The organism is Oribacterium sinus, assembly GCF_963537195.1.
GTDB lineage: Bacteria > Bacillota > Clostridia > Lachnospirales > Lachnospiraceae > Oribacterium > Oribacterium sinus_A.
This window is the reverse complement of record NZ_CAUTEG010000033.1, coordinates 1-22,377: the sequence shown is the minus strand read 5'-3', so window position 1 is coordinate 22,377 and position 22,377 is coordinate 1. Positions and strand designations below refer to the sequence as shown.

Here is a 22,377-nt window from a genome sequence, read left to right as displayed (position 1 = left end):
ATCAGAGCTAACATTTTTCAAATGTCAGCTCCGATACTGGCTAAAGTCCATTAATGAAAAAGCAGGCCCTTGGACCTGCTTTTTTGCATCCATGTATTATTTTATCCGATAATCTCTCTTTCATTGGCCAAAAGAATCTTTCCGCTTTGGCAGGCCGGGCAAATACAGGTATCCTCTCCCTTTGCCTTAGCTTCCTTTGCGGCTGCGGCGGTATTCTTCGCTCCCTCTTCTCCGAAAATAGCTTTTCCGGCTTCACTTTCCGCAAGGGCAATCAAATCATCGATACTGGTAATATCCTCTTTGATTTCCTGAATCAAAGCCTTTGCCTTTTCCTGTTCATGCTCCGTTCCAAAGGCCTCCAAATATGCCTGGGCTGCAGCCTTCCCCTCCGGGCACAGGCTGTACGCCTCTAAGAATCTCTCCACTTCCTGCTTTAACGCCTCTCTTGTCATCTTGTCCTCCTTTTCCAAAGTAGTTTAATAAAGTCCTATGGCCAACATTATAGCACAGAAAGAAAGGAGCTGTGAAAAATCCCAATAATTAAACGTTTTTTAGCAATATAGGTCTAAAAATGGGGTAATCTGAGCCCGCCGGTACTTGCGAAAAACAAAGGAACTGAAGTTTTTCGCTTAGTACCGTTGCAGGGCGAGGTTAGCGGGAGCGTGCCCCAGTTTTAGACCTATATTGCGTAAAAACTTTTTTAATTTTTCACAAGCCCTTACTTCTCCAGCTTCTTCATAAACAGTTCTTTATTTTCTTTCGGACTCTCTTTGGGCCTTCCCAAGTTCTCCCGAGAGTGCATGGCACAGCGGACCTCCAGAAATATTGGCCCTTCTTCCTTGGCACTTTCCAAAAGAACTCTTTCTAAGTTCTTTTGATTTCTTACCAGATAGGATTTATTGTATCCGCAGGCCTGTGCCACACTGCCATAATCAACGTTTGGAGAAACGGTGGGCTGACCTCCTACTGTTTCATGGGCTTCATTATTTAAAAGGATATGTAAGATATTTTTTTGCCCCGATGCGCCAAGAACTGCCATAGCCCCCATATGCATCAAAAGAGCGCCGTCTCCGTCCAGACAAACTACTCTTTCGTTCTCCTTTTCCAATGCAATTCCTAAAGCTATAGAACTGGCATGTCCCATAGATCCTACGGTAAGAAAGTCTCTGCTATGATCCTCCCCCCGTTCTTCCCGAATCTCATAAAGCTCTCTGCTGGCTTTTCCGGTAGTGGAAACAATGGGAGAATCTCCGGTATAGTCTACGATGCAACGGATAGCATCTTCTCTGGAAAAGTTATAAGCATTGCTATAGTGATAGCCATGCTCCTTTTCCAAGGCTCCCTTCTTTACCACAATGGCGGCCTGTCTGCCCTTTTGAAACTCTTTTGCAAAGCCCTCTAAAGCATTTTTTAAATCTTCCTCCTTACTCTCCTTCTCCAAAACAAAGTAGGGAATCTGTAATAGCTTTAGAAAATCCAGTGTGATTTCTCCCTGAAAAAGATGCTGGGGCTCATCCTTTACCCCGGGCTCTCCTCTGTATCCGATCACAAGGAGAAGGGGGATTCCATAGACTCTTTCCGAAGCCAAAGACACTAAGGGATTCATGGCATTGCCCTCTCCGCTGTTTTGGAGATAAACCACGGGAAGCTTTCCGGTAGCCAGATGATATCCTGCCGCAAGAGCTACGGCATTGCCTTCATTGGCTACAATATGGTGTTGCTTCCCTGTACCGTATTTTTCCATTAACTCATCACAGAGAGCCTTTAATTGGGAGTCCGGAACTCCGGTAAAAAAATCCGATGGGCACAGTTCTAAAAATCTCTCAACCTTCATGGGGCCTCCTTGCTCTACCAAGCTGTCATTTATTGTTATATTTCTATCATAAGCTTTCTTTGCTTTTCTGGCTATTGCTTTTTCATCACAAAACGCAAAATATTGAAGTTTATGGATAGAAAAGAATAGATCTTCCCTAATTTCCACAGAGGGCTTTTACCGGAGTCCCAAAATCCCCTTATACAAAAGCCGTATATCCTCTTCTCTTAGCGCAATAGGGTGATTGGAAAGTCTTTCCGGATTCACGGCTACTACTAAATTCTCCAAGTCCCCTTCCTTTACCGAAAGACAGGGAAGAATCTCCAAGTCCTCCAAAATTTCCCTATAACGCTTTGCCCCCTCTTCCTCCGTTTCCGCCGAAAAGCATTTTGCCAAAAACAGCAGGTTTTCCGGATCTGTCATACGACTTTTTTCCCTACACATAAAAGGATAAAGCGCACGGTTTACCATGGCGGTGGCCAATCCGTGGGGAAGCTGATAGAGACTTCCCAATTTATAGGATAGGGCGTGACCGGCAGTGGTTCTTGTCACCGCAATAGCCTTCCCCGCAAGATTGGCAGCTTCAGCAATAGACTCCAAAACCTGCTTCGAAGGTTCCTCAGCTGAAGGGGCTTTTCCTTGAGCTTTTGCATTATTTTCATTTTCCAAAGAAAGATAGGCTTTATAGTTCGTTAAAATCAAAGAAATAGCCTTCTGTCCATAAGCTCTGCTGTCTTCGTTGCTGTATTTTGACCAAATCGCCTCCATGGCATGACTTAGAGCATCTAAAAGAGTGACCTTCTTCTGATACATCGGTAAGCTTCTTAGACTTCTTGCATCCTCTATACGATACTTCGGGTAAATGCTCTCATGCTCCACAGAGCATTTTTCTCCATCTTGATAAATAACCGCAAAGGGAGTGCTTTCCGAACCGGTTCCCGCCGTGGTGGGATGTACCACCAGGGGAATGTCATTCTCTCGATATTTCTGCTCAAGATAGGACTTTTCCTTGGATAAGCCGGTAAAAAGCTTAATGCACTTAGCCGTATCCAAGGCGGAACCGCCCCCAACAGCCAAAATACTGTCTCCATGAAAGGCGGAAAATGCCTTAATCCCCTCTTCTACCTCCTCCAATCGGGGATTGGGCCGGAAATCGGAAAAATGATAAAAAGCAATCCCAAGCTCCGAAAAAAGCTCTTGTAATTCTTCCCCGATGGGAAGCCTGGGAAAGGAGCTTCCTGCCACCAGAAAGATTCTTCGGAAGGAATGTTCTTGAAAAAAGCTTTTCAATTCTTCCTTTAGACTTTTCTTTCCCAGTACAATTTGATTCTCTATTTCCGCTTTGGTCATTGCTCATTCATCCCTTTCTCATTCACGCTATTACATACTACATCGATATAAAATATCACAAGCCACCTACAGAGGCTCATAAAAACGAGATTTCCCAAGGAAACGCCTATGATACGCATTAAGACTTATAAAAAGAGATGCCAAAGATTTCTCTGTGGCATCTCTTCCGATAATTCCTCTAATCTTCTTCCGGAATTAAACGGATAATGTCCTGGAAGGGCATCAGCATGCTGTCACACTCCTCTGCTCTTTCCTTTTCCAAAATCAAGGTAGCCGCCTTCTGAATCGCCGGCACGGTAGCCCGCATCAGTTGGTTAGCATAAATTACCACATTGACTCCTCTTCGCTTAAATTCCTCTTCCTTTACACTGTTAAAGCTGGTGGGTACCACAACGATATAGCAATCTTTCTCTTTTTCCCGGAAACGCTCCACAAAGGTAAAAATCTCCGTGGGATCCTTCTTTCTGCTATGAATCATTATAGCATCCGCCCCTGCCTTTCGGAAAGCAAAAGCTCTCTCCAAAGCATCTTCCATACCCTTTTCCAAAATCAAACTTTCGATTCTGGCACAAATCATAAAGTCCTTGGTTCTTTGGGCATTCTTGCCTGCCCGGATTTTCTCGGAAAAGGCTTCAATACTATCCTGTGTCTGCTCCACCTCTGTCCCGAAGAGAGAATTTTTCTTCAGTCCCGTCTTATCCTCTATAATCACCATGGATACCCCAAGACGCTCCAGGCTTCGCACGGTATATACAAAGTGCTCCTTGATTCCACCTGTGTCTCCATCAAAAATAATGGGTTTCGTAGTAACCTCGGTAATATCCTCAATAGTTCTGAAGCGGGAGCTCATATCCACAAGCTCAATATCCGGCTTTCCCTTAGCGGTGGAATCACAGAGAGAGCTTACCCACATGGCGTCAAACTGGTGAGCTCCTCCCTCCTTATACACCTTGGTCTGCTCTACAATCAAACCGGTAAGACCGTCATGGGCCTCCATGGCGGTAACCAGCCCCTTCAGCTCCAGCTCCTTTTTCAATCTGCCTCTTCGAACGTCCGGCATGGAAAGCTCCGCCTTGGTTCTTTTTTCCAGCTCCGCGTACTTTTCTTCTCTATGGTACGGAAGTTCAATCAGCTTTCCGCCATAGCTTGCCAAAACACTGCAAACCTCTTCCCGAATAGGCTTCTGGAAGCCTGCTCTCCAGTTGTCTCCATGAAGCACATAATCCGGACGGTATTTTTCCAGATTCTCCTTATAGGAAAGACTGGACTGTTCCACCACCTGATAGACTCCGGAAATGTTTTCGAACATGGCCTTTCGCTCGGAAAAAGGCACCAGGGGATAGCGCTTATAAGAAGCTATCACTTCGTCCTTCAATACACCTACAATGACTCTTCCCAGGCGCTTTGCCTTTTTGATGAGGGATAAATGTCCGTTATGCAAAATATCCGTGGAAAAGCAAATGTACACGGTACGCTTTTTGATTTCCGATAAAATGTTGGAAACCACCGCCAGGTCATCCGGATTATCCACCTCCTGACAGAGCTTATTTCCCACATCATAGAAATTGAGGGGAATGTTCTCTAAGACAGTATTTAAAGCTTCCTCTGCGTATAGTTTCCTCTTCTCCTCATCCTCGGATTCACAAAACTCCACAATGGCGGAAAGCCATTTTCCAAAATCCTCTTTTTCAAATTTATATAAGGGTTGGGCAGCAAAAGCCTGTTCAAAATAGGAAATTCCTATCTTTTGGATTCGGTCATTCTCCACCACCGCCTTAAAATCCTTTTCCGGAAGCTCTTTCGTCTTACTTCCCGCCATCAAAGAACCTTCGGTTTCACAAAAGGAGAAAAACACATCGTTTTCCACCACCAAATCTCCGTGCATAAGCAAAATATCCGTATCTTCCAGATATTTTTTCGCCAGATACATGGAATAAATGTAATTGGTGTTTTCATAATTGGGATTCCGCACAAAGGTGTAGTTTAGAGGCAGTCCAAGACTTTCCACATAGTGAATCAGCTTCTCCTCAAAAGGACCCGTAGTAATAATCACCTCGGAAATTCCCTGTTCCGCCACCTGTCGCAGCTGTCTACTGATAATGGTTTCCATGCTGGCAATTTCCGTCATGCATTTCGGGTGAGTCTTGGTCAGATCCCCCATACGGCTGCCCTTGCCGGAATTTAATATTAAGGCCTTCATCCTTATCTCCTTTTCCTATTCCTTTTCCAAATTTCCGATTTCCTTTAGGATATGGCCTACTTTTGCAAATCTTCCTTTTTCATTAAAAATCTCCGAAAAGCAGCAATCACTGCCCTATTTCCTTTTTCTTCCTCTTCTCCGAAAAGACAGGAGCCGGCGCCGGAAATCTTTGTCGTCATCTTCTTTCTGATTACAGAGTTTGTAAATGCGGAAATCTTCGCTAAGTACGCCTTTTTCATCTCCTCAGATTGAACAATACTTAAATCCGCATGGAAAAGTCCCGGAACAGTAACGTAATACCGCATATTTTCGAATGCTTTTCCGTCTTCCTCCTCCTTTGGATTGATCTCATCCGTTATGAAGCTTGGAATGTAAACCAGCTTATTGGTAAAATTCTTAAGGTTCTTACTGTAAAAGAAAGGGTCCACGGAAAATACCTGATTAAACTCATCAAAAGGAGAGAGCATCACGATACAATCCGGTCTTTCCATCGTAAAATCAAAGTCTTTATAATTCACTATAGGATAGAGTTTTTGAAATTCTTCTCCTTCATAATGCATCTCATCCAATGCTCCGCCACCCAGGCGATCAAAATAAGGGATAGGCATAAGTTTACATTCCACATCCTCCATCTCTCCCAAAGCTTCATAGAGGGATTGGAAGCTCTTTAATTGTTCAAATCGACTGGGTAAAAAGAGAACTACCCGCTTAAAATCCTTTTCTAAAGCCAACTTTACTTTTTTCAAATACGAAGCGGGCTTTTGTACCGTGTTTTGTAAGTCCTTCCATAGAGCTGCGGGAAAATTCCCTGCCGGTCCCTTCTTTTCTCCGGATTGTTCCTGTAAGGGCAGTGCTTCTTCTACCGCTTTATAGGAATGGAAAAGTGCTTCACAGTATTTCTCCAAGTAAGCTACTGTTTCACTTCCTTCTCCCTTCTTAGCCTCCACGGCATTTCCGAAGGCAATGGCCTCTTCCTGGATCTGCCCCATCAGCTGTAAGCAAGCTGAAAAATCCCCTGCCATAAAGCATTCAAAAATTCTTTTATTCTTTAATACCAGATACTCCAAGGTCTCCAAAGCCATATCCCGGAAATTGGGGATTTTCTTATGCTCTAAATCCTCCTCGGAAAAACGGTATTCAAAAGTCCATTTATCTTCCGGTAATTCGCTCTTTAACTCGTCAATATAATGCTGAAAATAGGGATAACCATGTCCGCCTCCCGCCTTTACCGTCTTATGATAATCTCCGTACTTCGCTTTCAGAACACTGTCATAATCCTTGGGTGCCGGAATCTTTGTATTACAAAAAGGAAGCCAAACCGTCTCCTTAAATGCGGCCTTGGGGAAACAAGCCTTTGCATGCAACATTCTAAAGGGCATGCAGGCCAACATTTCTCCTCCCTCCCCATTAAATTCCTGAAATACCTGATTCATCAGGGCATAGAATTGGCCCTCCAAAGAATGATTCCTGTCAAACTTGATTTTTAACAAATCCTCTATGGCTTCCAATTCTTTCTGAAAGATCTTGGTATTTTCCTTTTTATCCATGATTCCCTTGGTCATTGTGGCCAGCATGGAGAGAAGCTCCATGCGATAGGCCTCATCCTCAGGATCTTTCGCCAACTCATCCACCACGAAAATATCCACACTGGCAGGATAGGGAAACTCATGATACTTCTTCATAACATCTTCATTGAATTTTATTTCCGGTAAACCGACGGCGGAAATAAAGCTGCAGGAATCCCTATTGACTTCCACAGCCATAAACTTTAATTCTTTTGGCAGGCCTTTTTTTACCACCTTTACAAAGCGTTCAAAATCATCCCGCAACATCATAATATCCAGATCATCATCCCAGGCAATAAAATTGTTTTCTCTTACTGCACCAAGCAGGGTTCCGAAATCCGCATAATATCGTATTTTGTGTTTTCTGCAAATTTTATCAATAACAGCCAAAATTTCCAAACTGGCTGCCCAGGCCCTCTTCACAATTCCGGGAATATAAAATCCGTTCCGTACCTCATCATAAAAAAACTCTCTTGGAAATTCCATTTTCCACCCCTTTATCTATTCCTTTAGATTTCTGATTTTTTTACTTTTCCTGTCTTACTCTTCGGCGTTTGTCCTCAGTTTTATAAGTTTGTTAAAAAAGCGAGAACAATCCCTTATCTTTTCATGATGGCTTCGGTTCAGAATCGAAAAATCAGTATTCTATCCTTTATCCCTCCATGCAAGCCAAAACCTGCTTTGTCAGCTCCTCTGCCTGTCCCAGTAAGCAGGAACCTGCTGCCACAATTTTCTTCTCCCACTGTTCTCTGCTTTCCTCTCCTGCAAATGCTGTGAGTTTTTCGATATATGTTTTTCGGATCTCTTCCGACTGTACAAAACTATGATCTGCATGAGCAAGTCCCGGCTGGCAAGCGTAATAATCCATGATTACCACAGCCTTCTCATCTTCCTCTGCTCCCCAAATGATTTCATCCGTTACAAACCAGGGGATATAGAAAAGATTCTTGGTATATTTCTTCATATTTTCACTATAGAAGAAGGGATCTATGCTGTATACCATGTTGCAGGAGTCATAGGGACTGTTCATCACGATACAATCCGGGAGTACAGTATCAAAAGCAAAGCTTTTATAATCCACATAGGAATATTCCTTAGGGAAAGCTTCCGTATCGATAAATTCTTCGGAAAACTCTCCACTACCTTTTCTGATAAAATAGGGAATGGGCATCAAAAGAACTTCCCAATCTTCTTGCTCCTGCATCTTCTTGTAAAAGCCCTCTATAGACGGAAAATTCTTCGCCTTATCCAAAAGAATCAGCATGGTTTTTTTCCATTCCTTGCTTAAAGCGGTCTCGCACTCCCGGCGAATTTCTCCAAGCTTCTTGATTTCTTCCTCCGGATAATCCCCCTGCTTAGCCTTTTCATAAGCATGGAATACGGCCTCACAGTATTGGGACAGAAGCTTTACACTTTCCGTACCTTCTCCAAGGCGTTGTTCTATGGTATTCCCGATGGCTAAAGCCGTGTCCTGCCCATTGGCCAGGGACTCCTGCAAAAAGCTGTAATCATTTTTTCTTGCCACCATGGCCTCTTCCTGAAGTCCCAAAGCCCGAAGAAGAGAAAATACCATGTCCCTGACATTTTCTTGCTTCTCATGCTGCAAGTCTTCCTTTTTAAAACGGTAGCGGAAATGCCATTTATCTTCCCCACCCACCAGAGCAATGAAGTCCTTTTCATATTTGCTGAAGCAGGGATAGCCATGAGAACCTCCGGATTTACTGGGCTTTTCATAGTCTCCGTATTCGATTCTTAGCATCTTGTCCACATTTTTCGGTGCAGGAAATTCAATCCCCTCAAATTGAATCGTGGATAAAGGAAACACATCTTCTTGGGGATAATTCAGATGAGAGGCCTGAAGAATCTGCGGAATCCAAGCATATAAATCTTTTCTTCCCTTATCACCTTCATACTCTTTACATATCCTGTTCAGTAAACGATAGATTTGCGGTTCCAATTTCTCCTTACGATTAAAATGAACCTTCAGATTGGTTTCCACCAGCCGTATGGATTTTTCGAAATTCTTCCCTGAACGTTCATTATTAAGAACCTTCAGCATCAGTTGTCCCAGAATAACGAGTTCGGACTCTCTTACATTTTCCAGTTCCGGATCTTTTGCTATAGAGTCATTTACACAAATGTCTATAGACACCAAAAATGGAAACTCATGATAGCGACTTAAGCGATTCTCATCCAAACTCACCTCATGAAAGCCGAGGCAACCGATAATAAAGGCATAGTCCTTACTCTTTTCCACACAGTTAAAATACAGCTCGGGAGGAATCTCCTCCTCCACAACCTCTCTAAAACGATTAAAGTCCTCTCTGTTCATGGAAATATCAATGTCATCGTCCCAGGGAATAAATCCTCCGTTTCGTTTTGCTCCCAGCAGGGTTCCGTAATCTATATAATAATGAATATCGTACTTTTTACAGATTCTGTCCAGCTCCAATAAAATTTCAAGGGAAGCCGCCCAGCAACGCTTCATAATGCCCGGTACATAATAGCCGTTTCTTACTTCATCTTCAAAAAAATCTCTCGTAAACTCCATCTGTTCTCCTTTATGCTTCTACTAAATAGAATTTTCCTCGTCTACTATCGACAAAAATAGCTTTGCAATAATGGGCATTGCCCCTAAATTCTCTTTCTTCCTTGTTCTCTCCAGGCTTTCCAAAGAAATACATTTCTTCCTTAACAGACCTTCGCACCCGGCTTTATCTTCCTGTGAAAATACATTTTCTTTCCAATAAGAGAGATATTCTTCTACGGTCTCATCCTTTTGAAATATACTGTAGTCACAGTGTGCAATTCCCGGCAAAGGAATATAATATCGTTGATTATAATAAGCCTTGTCTTCCCCCTCCTTCGGTACAGCTACTTGGAAATCGGGAAGATAAAGCAAATGAGGCGTAAAGGCCTTGATTTTCTTACTGTCATAAAAGGGATCCAAAGAAAAAACAGGGTTCACATGATCAAAGGCCGTAGGGCTTACGATAATATCAGCCTGCAAAGTCTGTAGATTCAAACTTTCATACTCTAAAACGGAATACTTCTTTCGAAAGCTCTCCCCCTCATATAAGCGTTCTTTCAGCTCTCCCTTGACATTTTTAAACCCATAGGGCACCGGCAGGAGATATAGTTCCAGTTCTCCCGTTTTCTCCAAAACCCGAAAACTTTCCGCCAAGGTATTTTCAAAACGCTCATAGGAATACGCCAAAAAGAGAACTCGCGGTTTCCAATCCTTTAAAAACTGCGTTTTAGACTCACACAAGACCCTTTGCACTGAAGGAAGCTTTTTCTTTACGTCGGGAATCCTTTCATTTTCCAAATCCTCATAGACTTGAAAAAGCAAGGCACAAAACTCTTCCAAGAGTTTTACAGAGGAAAATTCCCCTCTGGTTTCAATGGCATTTCCTATGGCAAGAGCTTCTTCCTGACTGTTTTTACATAGCTCCTGCAGCTCCTCTTTATTAATTGCCTTTTGCCCTGCCTCTTCCCAGAGCTTTTCCAGTTTTGCATAGCTTTCGATAATAAGATTTCTTAGATTTTTTCTGGGGCATTCTTCCAAATCCTCCTTGGAAAAGGAATATAAAAAGGGATTCTGCTCTCCCAGACTATTCTGAAAATTTGCTTCCGACTTTCGGTAAAAAGGATATTGATGTCCTCCCAAATTTTGTTTAGGAATTCTATAATCACCGTACTCCGCTTCCAGTACTTTTTCCTGCTCTGTAGGAACTGAAAATTCTTGTCCGTAAAGAGCAATCCGTTTTTCCTCTTTCCCTTGATACCAGCTTCTCTTCATTTTCCCTTTTCCATGCAAGGCATAGTCCGGCCCCCATGCGATACACTCTGTATCCCTATCTCCCAAACAGCGATACAGACTGTCCATTGCAAAATAAATCTCTCCTAAAAAGCTGCTTCCCCCCTTAGGAAAAAGCTTGGGAACTTCTCCTCCTTCCCTCTTTAAGAAGGCTTCTATTTCCTCCGATATAGTCGTAATCTCCTTGTTCCACTTTGTGTGTAGCTGACTATAGCCCTTATCCTTTTCCTCTTCCACCGATTTCAAAAGAGACGATAGCTGATGAAACAAATGCTTTCTCTTCTCCTCAGTCTTATCCTCTAAAACATCCTCCAAAATGCATATATCCATTCCGGCATAAAAGGGAAACTGGTAAAAATAAGCTTGCTTCTCCGGATTGAAACCGGGCTCTTTCATCCCGATGGCAGCCATGGAGCTGGCGGTTTCTCTATCTTTTCCTACATAATAAAAGCCGATTTCCTCCGGCAGCTCTTCCTCAATACAAGCCGCTAATCGTCTAAAATCCTTTCTATACATGGAAATATCCAGATCATCGTCCCAGGGAATAAATCCTTTATGACGAACTGCGCCAAGAAGGGAGCCATAATCCAGGAAATAAGGGATAGCGTTCTTTTTACAAAATGCATCAAAAAAAGAAAGAAGCTGTAACTCCGCCGCCCAGGCTCGCTTCATAAGCCCCGGAACATAAAATCCCTCTATCACTTCATCTAAAAAAAACTCATTTCGAAATTCCAATTTTTCCCTCCCGACAAGATACTCCCTCTGAAAAGATGCCATATCTCACAAGTTGTTCTATCTTACAAGATGCTCTATCTTACAAGATGCTCTATCTTACAAGATGCTCCATCTTACAAGTTGCTCTAAGCCCTTCGGTGCCCCTTAGTTTACTTATAAAGAACAAAAGGAGCGGCTGCTTTTACGCATCGCTCCAAAGATTTCCTTTCATTTTTCCTGCATCATGCTACTGAAGAGCATCATCATTTTCCTTCCTTGGCAGCTTTCTGAAAAACCCTACTCATCCTTTTTTCTTTTTCTGGCATGCTCAAAAATCAGTCGGAACACATGATTTCGCACCTCCGACTCCTCTCCGGAACTCATTCGGAGGAAACGAAGTCCATAGCCGTAAGTTCCTCTATCATTGGTCTTTACCCAAACCACCACAAGCTTTAACTCTCTATCCATCTTGTCAAAGCGGTAGCGGAAACGAACAATATCATCTTCCTTCAAGGCTTCCCGGGTCTCCATAAAGATTCCCCCTGCACTTAAATTCCGGATAATCCCGAAAAAATGTACCTCTTCGTCCCCTTCTCCTTCTTTTACAAAGGGAAGCTCCATAGCTACGGATACTCGTACATCGTTTTGCCGCTGGACTACCCGAAGCACTTCCTTCACATCACAGACTCCCATCCAGGGGTAGGGACTGTCCGGAAAGGCCGGATTTCTTTTCATAACAACTTCCGCAAGGGTTACAATCATCCCCTGCTGCTTATCATAAAAATCTATTTCCGAAACAAAACGGCTGTCTTGAAACTTATAGCCTTTAAAGTAGAGAAAGATTTCCTCTCCCTGTAATTCCACATCCACCGGAAGGTTTCTATCCTCCTCCGGCCAATGGACCATGCCTCTATTGCAATCTCGTAATACCATCATTCTACTCCCTTAAATGAACAGCATTTGATCAATCCGAAATTTCCCCGATACGGGATGGCATCATCATCTGCATTTGTAATAGAGAAACCAAGCTTTGAAAGCTCTTTTTATCCAGTGTTACCGTGCCATTGTCCGCTCCGTCTCCCGCTGCAGCTTCTCTGCCGGAATTCAAAAGTGCATTGCTAAGAATTGACTGAAGCACTCCGGAGAAAAGCACATTTTGACCTCCGGATAATCCCAGGCCGGAAAAAAGATTGTTGGAAGAACCGGTTAAAGCTCCCAAGCCCCCTGTAGACAGCAAACTGTTTGCGGAAATACTGCTTGAAGAGCTTCCGTAGCTGCTTGTGCTGCTGCCCTGTCCGAAATAATTACTTTTTACATTGTACGCGGAATCCCCCAGATCAGCCATGATTTTCTTTACATAGTTCTGAGTCTCCTTATAGGGAGGAACGCCATTGTATTTTTTCACTGCACCGGGGCCTGCATTGTAGGCAGCCAAAGCCAAAGGTACAGAACCGAAGCTTTTAATATTATCTCGTAACAGCTTCGCTCCTCCCATAATATTTTCATAGGGATCGAAAACATTCTTTACCCCCAGACTCTTGGCAGTGCCCGGCATGAGCTGCATGATTCCTGAAGCTCCTGCATGAGAAACATCGTTAGGATTAAAGTTTGACTCCGCCTTGGCCACCGCAATCAAAAGAGACTTGGATACCCCGTAGGTTCTGCTGGCTTCCTCAAAAATGGCATCATATTTAGCCGCACCTGCAGGCACGGACTTTTGCTTCTGCACATTTTGCATTACGGAGGCGAAAGAAGTCCCTGTGGTACTCTGTGTTTTTGTATTCAGCGCAGACTGTGCCTGCACAGCATTCTGATTCTGAATGCCATTTAAGATTGAAATTCCATTTGCCATCTAAATCTTTACCCTTTTCCTGTAAAATATATGGTGAAACGTCATTTGTTCCAGTTCTATTTGCACTATCTTTTCTTTTATCGGCAAGATGGGAGGGTTTTATAAATCTTTACAAGGAATTAATGTAACGTAAAGCAGGAGTGGGACTCCTTTTCAGGAAGGAGGAAGGTACGTAACGCAGAGAGGAGTACTCCTTTACAGGCACGCTCTCGCTAAGCTCGGCTCGTAGCGGTACTAAGCACTAAGAAAAGCACTTAGTGCAAGTACCGACGGCCTCACATTGCCTTTAAAGGAGTACTTCTCCTGCGTTACTGTATACTGACACTCCTAAAAAACAAGTAGCACTATCACAAGTTGCAACTCCTCCCATTAGCTCTAAAAGGAGTACTTCTCCTGCGTTACTGTATATCGGTATACCTCCAAAAAAGAACGATTAAATGGCTTTGCTCACAAGCATCTACGTCACTCATTCCTTTAAAAGGAGTACTGCTCTTGCTTTACGGTATGTCGGTATGCCGGTAAGAAAAGAAGTCTCCCTCCCCTTGCCGGTTTCCCTAACTCTTATTGCAGAAAATCCCTCCTTTCCCCGAAGCCTGAAGATTTTTTTATTGGAAAATCAAGCTTTTCCATATCGTTAGAAGGATTTTCTTTTTCACATTAGCACTTCAAGGTATTTCGGCAGAGGGGAGGAGTACTTCTTTTTGAAGGCAATGTGAGGCCATCGGTACTTGCTCGAAGAAAACGTAGTGCTTCGAGCTTAGTACCGCTATGAGCCGAGCTTAGCGGGAGCGTGCCTGAGAAAAGAAGTCTCCCTCCCCTTTGCCGGTTTCCCTAACTCTTATTGCAAAAAATCTCTCCTTGACCATGTACAGCTTCTTTTCCATTGAAAAAGCAAGGGCTTTCGCCCTTGCTTTTTTGAACTTGTAACTCCTGCAAGCCTTTTATGCGGCAGCGCCGTCTGCTCCCAATACCACTCCTTCTACAGTGGTATTCTTCAGCATCTTTCCCTGCCCGTCAAAGTAATATTTCTTTCCGTTAATCACCTGGAATCCGGTTTGCATAGTACCGCTCTTATCCATGTAGTACCATTCCTGATCCTTTAACAGCCAGCCGATCTGCATTTTTCCCTGCAAATCCTTATTCATATAGTACCACTGGCCACGGCTGTTTTGCCACCAGCCGAAAATCATATAGCCGTCTGTTCCGAAGAGATACCAGGTTTCCGGATCTACCTGTAGCCAAGTGTTTGCCGCCATAGTGCCGTCTTCCTTGAAAAAGGCATATTTGTCCTCACCGGTTTTGGTGATTCCGGTTTGCATAACCCCCTGCTGATCCATAAAGAACCATGCACCGTTACGCTCCAGCCAGCCTTTTTTTACTTTTCCGTTTTCATCGATAAAGTACCAATGTCTTCCCACATAACGCCAGGAATTGGGCGCTACACCATTTCCTTCCAACAAAGCATCATCGATGCTTTTCTCATTTTCCGAAGCGCTCACCGGGTTGCTCCCCTCCGGTTCCTGCAATTCCTCTGTGGAAGCGGTGACAAATTCTCCATCCTTCATATACTGCTTTTCCTCATCGGTGGAGGGAGTTGCCTTAACCTCGTAATAATAGGTCTTTCGTAAATCCGACATTGCCTTGGACAAATCCAAAAATGTGGTCTTTACATTGGTAAATTCGGTAATCTTCTTATCATCTCCATACAATACCACCGTATAGGCAGGAGCATAGGTCACTTTTTTCCAAATTGCCATGGTATGGGCTTTGTTCCAACCGGCGCGGGAGGTTCTTCCCAAAACCATTCGGGGAATGTAATCCAGCTTCAGCAAAAGCTCTGAGCCTCTGGGACTGGCCTCCACAAAGTTGGCACCGGAAACATTGACTTTGCTCTTATTGAAATTTGCAGCAAATACCTTGTTGTCCTTGGTTCCCAAAAGCACTTCCACTCTTACCTTCTGAGCCGGTACCCAGGATTCAAAATTTTTTCTATATTGGATGGAACGAATTTCCACATAATTCTCCAGCACCTTGATCTCCGGAGGAATAATTTCCTCCGCATCTCCGTACTGACTCTGGAAGTCAATGCTGACCGATTCCACCACGGTGGAATCCGCCGCTCTGGCCCTATTCTCAAATGGAATTAAGAAGAGCCACAGGAGTAATAAAAAGAGAATAAGTCGTTCCGCCAGCTCCAGGAATTGCATTTCTCTGCCCCCAAAGCCATTAGCGTCTTTTTCTTTTCCCTTCCATTTTCCTTCAAAATTGATCAGATCCTTCTTCTTCATCGCTATCTCCTTAAGCTTTCTTCTCCAATCTTCTCCATTTTCTCCAATGTATTTATCGGTTTTTTCTTAAATTTTATAAATATAAAATTTCAACAAGTACAATTATTCTTGAATATTCTTCACTATTCTTGAAAAAACTTTCTTCCGATTACCATAATACTTCTTTTTCGCAAAATACTCAATTCTCTTTTCTTAATTATCCGTCAAAAAGTGCATTTTTTGCAAAATACGCTTTTCCCAAAAACCTTTGATTGGGGCATAAAAATGATATGAGCTAAAATAATGATATGAGCTAAAACAATGATTTGACAAAATACCCCTTTATCTTCCAAATTCTCCCTGCAGGAAAATGCCGTCTGCATTTAAAGGAAAACCGCCCACAGAGGTATTCTTCAGCATTTCTCCGCTCTCCTCTTGGAAATAGCGCCAATCTCCGTCGATTTTCTGCCAACCGGTTTCCATGGCACCGTTGCTGTTTAAATAATAGGTCTTTTCGTTTCTGGTCAAGAAGCCGGTAAACATTACCCCCAACAAACTGTTGTCCAGTTCATTGCAGTAGTACCATCTGCCCTGCCAAAACAGCCAGCCGGTGTGCATCTTTCCGTCTGCTTCAAAATAATAATATCTGCCCTGGATGACTCTCCAGTCTCCGGCAAATAATTCTCCTGCCACTTGACCGTTGGCGGCCTCCGTCTCCGGAATCAGATAATACCACCGGTCCTGATCCTTCACCCAGCCCACAGCCATGGCTCCGCTTTCCTGGAAGAAATACCATTTGTCTTGAATTTTCTGCCAGCCCTTCACCATCTTGCCGTCCGGCTGGAAATAGTACCAGTATCCGTCAATTTTCCCCCAGCCCTTATAGATCTCTCCGCTGGGCAGGCGGAAAATATAGCTTCCGTCCGTTTCCTCCCAACCGATTTTTTTCTCCGTTCCCGCTTGAACCTTCTCGCCTTCTTTCCCTTTACCGTCCGAAACATCCCTGTCTCGAATTTTTAAATCGGAGGACTCGGTATAGCCGCTGCCTCTGGCATATTTTCTTTCCTTGGCATCCTTCACCAAGGTTTTTACCTTCACCATGTAGCGTCCGGCCTTTGTCATATAAGGATAAAAATTATACTGATTTCCGGAAAGCTTTTCTATTTCGTGAATTCTGCTGCCGTCTCGAAAAAGCTGGACCGAATATACGCCGGAATCCACTTCTCCCGGCTGCCAGCGAACGGATCCCAGACTTTTCTCATTCCAGTCCACGGAAACCGGGGCGTCATAGGCTCCTTCCACGGCCTTCATTTTCAAAGTCAAAACCAGATCATCGCCCTCTCTTTTCGCGGAAACATAATATCCGCCCGTAATATGAAAGGAGGTAGCCCGATAGGAAGCCAGAAAATAATTACTGGTCACATCGGTGGGGCTTAGGGTAAGCAGTAATTCCAATTCCTCTCCTACCTTTACGGTGGACTTATTCTGCCCTCCCCACTCTGCGGCGGTAATAGTAAAAAGAGAACTCTTTCCTCTTACGGTCACCTCATGCTTTTGAATTTCCCCCTTTTCGATGAAAATTTCTCCGGGACTGTCTCCTGACTCAAGCTTTGAGTAAATCTGAATGTGAATGCTGTTAATCGGTTTAGAAGCTGCAAAGCTCACCACGCCGCTAAAATACAAGAAAAAAAGGCATAGTCCTAAGAGAGCTATCCCTTTTTCCAAAAAACGCAAAAAATTGTCCTTCATGATTACTCCTCTTCTTAAGAAACTAAGAAGAGAGATTGTTTTTCCGTTCTTCCCTTCTTCGTTCCCGTTCTGCTCGATCCTTCTCCGGATCCCCGGTAAAGCCGAGGAAATAGATATAGATCTCCACTATCGCCTGAAACAATTCCTCAGGAATTTCTGCTCCCAGTTTCATTTGGGTAAGAAGAGAAGCCAAACTGTCGTCTTCATAGACGGGGACGCCTGACTTCATTGCGGTTTCCGTAATTTTTTCCGCCATGTGGCCCATACCGGCCGCCACAATCATAGGGGCGCCGTTTTTCTCATTATCATACTTTAAGGCTGCCGCCTTTTTCTCCATTATCTTACTAAAGTCTGCCACTTTCTCTCCTTTATTCCTGAAGATAGTATTCTATCGACAGTTTTTTCTTCCTTGAAAAGGACCTTTCCTTAACAAAATCCTTACACTTAAATTTACGACTCATAACAAATAAGGCTCGATAATCCTTCCTTTAAGTTTACTCTACTTTGCCTTAAATCCTTACGTTTAAGCCCTTCTCCGCTTCCTTTATCTCCGGGAAAACTTCCTGAATCCGGAAGTCTCTGGTCTTCTGGTATACCCCAAGATTCGCTACGGAAAGCCCGTTTCTTCTTAAGATATGGGAAAGCACATCCTCCACATCCTTCTGCTTATCCATAAGCTCCTCCGGCATAAAGAGCTGTAAATCCACTCGCATGTCGGAAATACCGGAAATGATTTCAAAATTTCCCAGGCTTTGAATGTTGAACTTCAAAAGCATCTTGGTCAGCTTTCCGCCGGCACCGTCCTTTGCTTCCTGCTCTACCCACATCTCACTCATCACATCCTTATCATCGTAACGGAAAGGCATCACCAAATGCTGCAGGGGCATATATACACTTTCGTTGACCAATAAGCCGTGCAAAACCTCCTGGAAGTGGGAAATATTTTCCGTTCCCGCCTTTCCCTCCGCACCGGCCTTCAAAAAGTCCGTAAACAGCTTGGGGAAGGCATTCTCTTCCTGCCCCTTTACCTGATCTAAGAGCTCCTTAAATGCCTCCTCCGGATTTCCCTTAAACAGAAGACGAAAGTCAGGATTATTCATCAAAGCATCCTTTTGCTTACCCAAAAGTTCCTCGGAGCCGTTTTCATACTTTACCGCATACAAAATAAACATCACCACCGCATTTCTGACCGCCCCGTAATCATGGGTTCTGGAAATGTAGTTGGACATAAAAGGAATAATCTGATTATTAATTAAGGAAGTATTCTCCTCCGTCTTTCCCGGCTCTGCCTGAAAATTAAGTTGAGAAAGCAAATCTTCAAACTCTCCCTGGAAAGAAGGAAGAAGCATCTTATCTATATCTCCCGCAATGGTCTCCATCTGCTGAAGAAAATGTCCGGAAGACGCGAAGTCGTTATAGGTCTTTCCGAAATTCAAAATCGCATTCTTTAAGGAAGGAGAAATATTGCTGCTTAACATTCCTCTTAAATTATTAAAGAGATTTCCGGAGAATTTGATTTGAGCCTTCTGCTGATCCTGTAAAAATGCTTTCAAATCCTCAGGGCTTTCCATCTCCATAGAAGAGAAAAGCTCCTCCATTACCTGACCGATTTCTCCCTTTTCCTGGGAAAGAGCCAGCGCTCCGTCACCAAATAGCACGGTCTCCAATGCTTTAGGAAGATTTGCCGTTTGAGAAAGCTCCTTTAAAAAGGCGGCATAGTTCCCTTCAAAATCTACGCCGGAAAAGCTTCCCTCTCCGGTAGCGGTACCGGTTTGTCCGGTATTTTGACCGTCTGCACGATTCACCGTACCCGGGGAAACCGGATTCTTTATAGAAGGATCTTGCGATATTCTCTGATTAATCGATGGATCCGGGGTAATCGGGGAAGAACTTACCTGTAAAATGTTTGCCATTTTCCCTCCTTGGATGTAAAATAAAATGATTTCAAAAAAATTGCAATTTTAATGGACTATTCCTTATATCGACAAAAAACCCGCCGATATAGTAGAGGAAGAAGGGGTTTCATTCATAAAATTTTTCTTGTGAAGGGAAGTATACCCCAAGAGTTTCTGATATGCAAGGAAGAAACTTGAAGCCATTTAACGGGAAAACCCAGGAGGACAAAAAATGAACTTTTCTATCAGACCTGATTTTAACACTCGAGTAGACTATCAAACTCGTCAGGCAGCACTACCACAGAAGCCGGTAGACCAGGTAGAAGCTACACAGAAAGCGGACGTAGACAGATTGTCCCTTTCTAAGGGAAACGTTGTAGACGACAGAAGCTTTGCAGCAGCTTTGTCTAAAGCTACCAATGATTCTCTTCGCGTAAGTGCCTCTGACAAAAGAGTAGCAGAACTTCATCAGCAAGTTCAGGCAGGAACCTATCGTCCTAATGCACAGCGTATCGCTGAGAAGATGTTAGGATATAAAGATTAATACAGAGGAAGAATGATGAATATTTCCAACAGAGAAAAGTGGGAACAGCTCCTGCCCGTATTTTCGGAGCTTTCCTCTCTTGTTTCTGCTTTATGTGACTTGGAGGATTCCTTAACTGTCTCCGCATCTAAAAATGATTTGGAGGAGTTAACCCGACTGGTCAGTGAAGCACAACCCACTCTGCTTCGTTTTCGAGGCCTAGAGCAAAAAAGAGTAAAGTTACAGAAAGAATGTGGATTTGCCCCTCGTTCCATGACGGAATTTCTCACCGGGATTCCGGAAGAATTGCGGGAGGATTGGGAGAATCCAATTGCAGATCTTCAGAATAATCTGAGACGCTTTATACATTCCAGAGAAAACGCCGATAGAATATTACAGGTTCGCATCAGCGACATTTCCCAGCAGCTTCAGGGACAGCCTGAAGTATCTTTCCGGGATAGAAGGGTGTAAGACTCTTCTCTTCCGGAGGGAAATGAACCTTAAGGCGTATTTTTTTTCGCCTTTTTTAGAAGTCTTAAATTTTAACAACCCTTTAGGAGGACACTATGGTAAGAGCAACCTTTTCCGGCTTTGATACAGCCCTTTCCGCACTGCGGATGAATCAGAAAAAATTAGATGTAGTTGGGCATAACTTAGCCAATATGAATACTGAGGGCTATACTCGTCAAGAGCTAAAGACCTCCTCTATTAACTATGAAAACCCAACCTCCTTTTACATGAATTCCAATGATGTAAATGTAGGCTTCGGTGTGGCCATGGATGAAGTACGCCAGTTACGAGACCAGTTTTTGGACGGACAATACCGTACCCAAAACGGAAAATCCTCTTATAACGAGTCTATCGGAGAATCCTTGAAGTCTCTTTCTCTGTTTTTGGATGAGACCAAGGTAAACGGAATCCGTTCTTCCTTTGACGACATTCAGCGTTCCTTAACCAATATGCAGGATCCTTCCAAGGTGCAGGACCCTGTTTATGAGGGTGAGTTAATGTCCAGAGTGCAGGCTATGACTACGCTGATGAACTCTGCTGCGGAGAGTATTCACCAGGCAGAAAAGAATGAGTTCCATAAGATTGACGGAACCAACACCTCCGAAAACGGCGCAGTCCAAAAGATTAACTCTTTGGTTAGCGATATCGGAGACTTAAACAATCGAATCAAAAAGAATCAGCTTTTAGGAAATCCTGCACTAGAGTTACAGGATCAGAGAAACTTAAAGTTGGACGAGCTTTCCAAGTATGTTCCTATTGAAGTGGAGCATTTCTCCGAGGAATACAGCTCTCCCACCCCTCCCACCACCCGTTATCGTATCTATAACTACGATTCTGCAGGAAACGTAAAGGGACGTTCCGACTGGCCTGAGGATGTAAGAGTAAACCTGGTTTACCGAGACAGCAGCGCCGGAAACGGAGCGGAAGTAAAGAAAATCACTCTGGTAAACGGTGCTATTGATGCAGACCTGCAGGATGCCAGCGGAAAACACAACAACGTAGGTAAGGTAGAGCTTGCAGCAGGAAGCATTGATGCACCTCTTAATACCAAGTTGAAGTTTACCGGTTTCCAAAAGAGAGGTGCGGCAGCGGATAGCTTTACTACAGATACCAAGGATGTTCGTTTCTCCTCCGGATCTGTACAGGCCAGCCTGGATATGCTTTCCACCTCCGATGTGCGTGCTTTGGTACGAGGCGGAGGAACCATTAACCTGGCAGACTTAAAGGCCAGCAATGAAATGAATTCCTACAGCTATGATTTCTATATGGGAAAACTGGACCTTTTGGCAGAGACCTTTACCAAGAACATGAACGAGGTGAATAAAAAAGGTAACACCAACTATGCCGGAGTAACCAATCCCAACCATGTCTTAATGATTAACAAGGATAATGCCGGTGGAAACGATCCCAGCAATGTTACCGCAGCCAATATCGGAATTTCCAGAGGCTGGGTAAACGGAACCACCCATATCGGAACCAACGGTTTTAGAAACGGTGCTTCTGCTACCAATCGAGGAGATACCACCGATACGGTTTTGGAAATGCTGGAGCAGATGACTTCTCCTATGATGAAGATGAACAACACCAAAACCAACTATGCGGATTACATGAACAATGTATCCACTACTTTAGCCACCGATTCCTATGCCAATAAAAATGCACAGGAAATCAACAAGGCGGTATTAGAGGGAATCAACAATTCCAGAGATCAGCTTTCCGGAGTCAGCTTGGACGAAGAGGCGGCAAACATGATGACCTACTCCTCTTCCTACAATGCAGCGGCAAGACTGATGACCACATTGAATGATACCTTAGAAACCTTATTGGCTATCGGACGATAAGAAAATACGGGAGCTATAAATGGCTCCCGTATTTTTATGTCAAAGGAACTATAAAAAAATGAATATATGGATTCTAAGTAATATAGGTCTAAAACAGGGGTAGCCTGAGCCCGCCGGTACTTACTGAACGTCAGCGAAGCTCGAAGTTAGTACCGTAAGGACAGACTTTTCATTAGAAAAGTCGTCCTGATGCAGACCAACTTCCGAAGGAAGTTGCTTTGCAATCGAGTAGGAGGCGGCGACTAACCGCCGTCCTCTCACAGCACTGTACGTACGGT

General features: G+C 43.7%; 16 protein-coding genes. 3 read left to right on the top strand and 13 right to left on the bottom strand.

All coding sequences use genetic code 11. The annotated features are described in order from the left end of the window. Positions 1 to 101 precede the first annotated feature (101 nt). From RYL27_RS05545 to RYL27_RS05485, 13 genes are all read right to left on the bottom strand, one after another. Positions 102 to 452: a hypothetical protein gene (locus RYL27_RS05545; RefSeq protein ID WP_308579116.1), complete on the bottom strand. Its 351-nt coding sequence runs from the start codon at positions 450 to 452 to the stop codon at positions 102 to 104. A 266-nt stretch (positions 453 to 718) separates the two neighbouring features. Next, positions 719 to 1,834: a phosphonopyruvate decarboxylase gene (aepY, locus tag RYL27_RS05540; RefSeq protein ID WP_314965821.1), complete on the bottom strand. Its 1,116-nt coding sequence runs from the start codon at positions 1,832 to 1,834 to the stop codon at positions 719 to 721. 156 nt (positions 1,835 to 1,990) lie between these two features. Then, on the bottom strand, positions 1,991 to 3,163 hold the full coding sequence (locus RYL27_RS05535; protein WP_314965819.1) for a phosphonoacetaldehyde reductase: 1,173 nt from the start codon (positions 3,161 to 3,163) through the stop codon (positions 1,991 to 1,993). Positions 3,164 to 3,341: 178 nt separating this feature from the next. Next, the gene (gene aepX, locus RYL27_RS05530; protein WP_314965817.1) at positions 3,342 to 5,363 is read right to left on the bottom strand and encodes a phosphoenolpyruvate mutase; all 2,022 of its coding nucleotides are present in this window, start codon (positions 5,361 to 5,363) and stop codon (positions 3,342 to 3,344) included. 56 nt (positions 5,364 to 5,419) lie between these two features. Continuing rightward, positions 5,420 to 7,414 carry a LicD family protein gene (locus RYL27_RS05525; protein ID WP_314965816.1) on the bottom strand — a complete coding sequence of 665 codons (1,995 nt, stop codon included), beginning with the start codon at positions 7,412 to 7,414 and terminating at the stop codon, positions 5,420 to 5,422. Between the two features lie 166 nt (positions 7,415 to 7,580). Continuing rightward, positions 7,581 to 9,479 carry a LicD family protein gene (locus RYL27_RS05520; protein WP_314965814.1) on the bottom strand — a complete coding sequence of 633 codons (1,899 nt, stop codon included), beginning with the start codon at positions 9,477 to 9,479 and terminating at the stop codon, positions 7,581 to 7,583. A 21-nt stretch (positions 9,480 to 9,500) separates the two neighbouring features. Continuing rightward, positions 9,501 to 11,483 carry a LicD family protein gene (locus RYL27_RS05515; protein WP_314965812.1) on the bottom strand — a complete coding sequence of 661 codons (1,983 nt, stop codon included), beginning with the start codon at positions 11,481 to 11,483 and terminating at the stop codon, positions 9,501 to 9,503. A gap of 276 nt (positions 11,484 to 11,759) precedes the next feature. After that, entirely contained in the window at positions 11,760 to 12,398 is a 639-nt protein-coding gene (locus RYL27_RS05510) for a PilZ domain-containing protein (RefSeq protein WP_314965810.1), read from the bottom strand. A 28-nt stretch (positions 12,399 to 12,426) separates the two neighbouring features. Then, positions 12,427 to 13,314: a lytic transglycosylase domain-containing protein gene (locus tag RYL27_RS05505; protein ID WP_314833772.1), complete on the bottom strand. Its 888-nt coding sequence runs from the start codon at positions 13,312 to 13,314 to the stop codon at positions 12,427 to 12,429. Positions 13,315 to 14,255: 941 nt separating this feature from the next. Continuing rightward, positions 14,256 to 15,602 (bottom strand): N-acetylmuramoyl-L-alanine amidase family protein, encoded by a 1,347-nt coding sequence (locus RYL27_RS05500; RefSeq protein ID WP_314965807.1) that lies wholly within the window; start codon positions 15,600 to 15,602, stop codon positions 14,256 to 14,258. Positions 15,603 to 15,923: 321 nt separating this feature from the next. Then, entirely contained in the window at positions 15,924 to 17,330 is a 1,407-nt protein-coding gene (locus RYL27_RS05495; RefSeq protein WP_314965805.1) for an N-acetylmuramoyl-L-alanine amidase family protein, read from the bottom strand. Positions 17,331 to 17,352: 22 nt separating this feature from the next. After that, positions 17,353 to 17,688, bottom strand: coding sequence for an EscU/YscU/HrcU family type III secretion system export apparatus switch protein (locus RYL27_RS05490; protein ID WP_007157565.1), 336 nt, complete (start codon positions 17,686 to 17,688; stop codon positions 17,353 to 17,355). Between the two features lie 151 nt (positions 17,689 to 17,839). Next, on the bottom strand, positions 17,840 to 19,243 hold the full coding sequence (locus tag RYL27_RS05485) for a hypothetical protein (RefSeq protein ID WP_308579127.1): 1,404 nt from the start codon (positions 19,241 to 19,243) through the stop codon (positions 17,840 to 17,842). Positions 19,244 to 19,457: 214 nt separating this feature from the next. On the opposite strand from RYL27_RS05485, the gene RYL27_RS05480 reads away from it, so the two are divergent. From RYL27_RS05480 to RYL27_RS05470, 3 genes are all read left to right on the top strand, one after another. Beyond that, positions 19,458 to 19,769 (top strand): flagellar biosynthesis anti-sigma factor FlgM, encoded by a 312-nt coding sequence (locus RYL27_RS05480; RefSeq protein ID WP_007157568.1) that lies wholly within the window; start codon positions 19,458 to 19,460, stop codon positions 19,767 to 19,769. A gap of 15 nt (positions 19,770 to 19,784) precedes the next feature. Next, on the top strand, positions 19,785 to 20,219 hold the full coding sequence (locus RYL27_RS05475) for a flagellar protein FlgN (RefSeq protein ID WP_040649250.1): 435 nt from the start codon (positions 19,785 to 19,787) through the stop codon (positions 20,217 to 20,219). 95 nt (positions 20,220 to 20,314) lie between these two features. Continuing rightward, entirely contained in the window at positions 20,315 to 22,099 is a 1,785-nt protein-coding gene (locus RYL27_RS05470; RefSeq protein ID WP_314965802.1) for a flagellar hook-associated protein FlgK, read from the top strand. Positions 22,100 to 22,377: the final 278 nt, after the last annotated feature.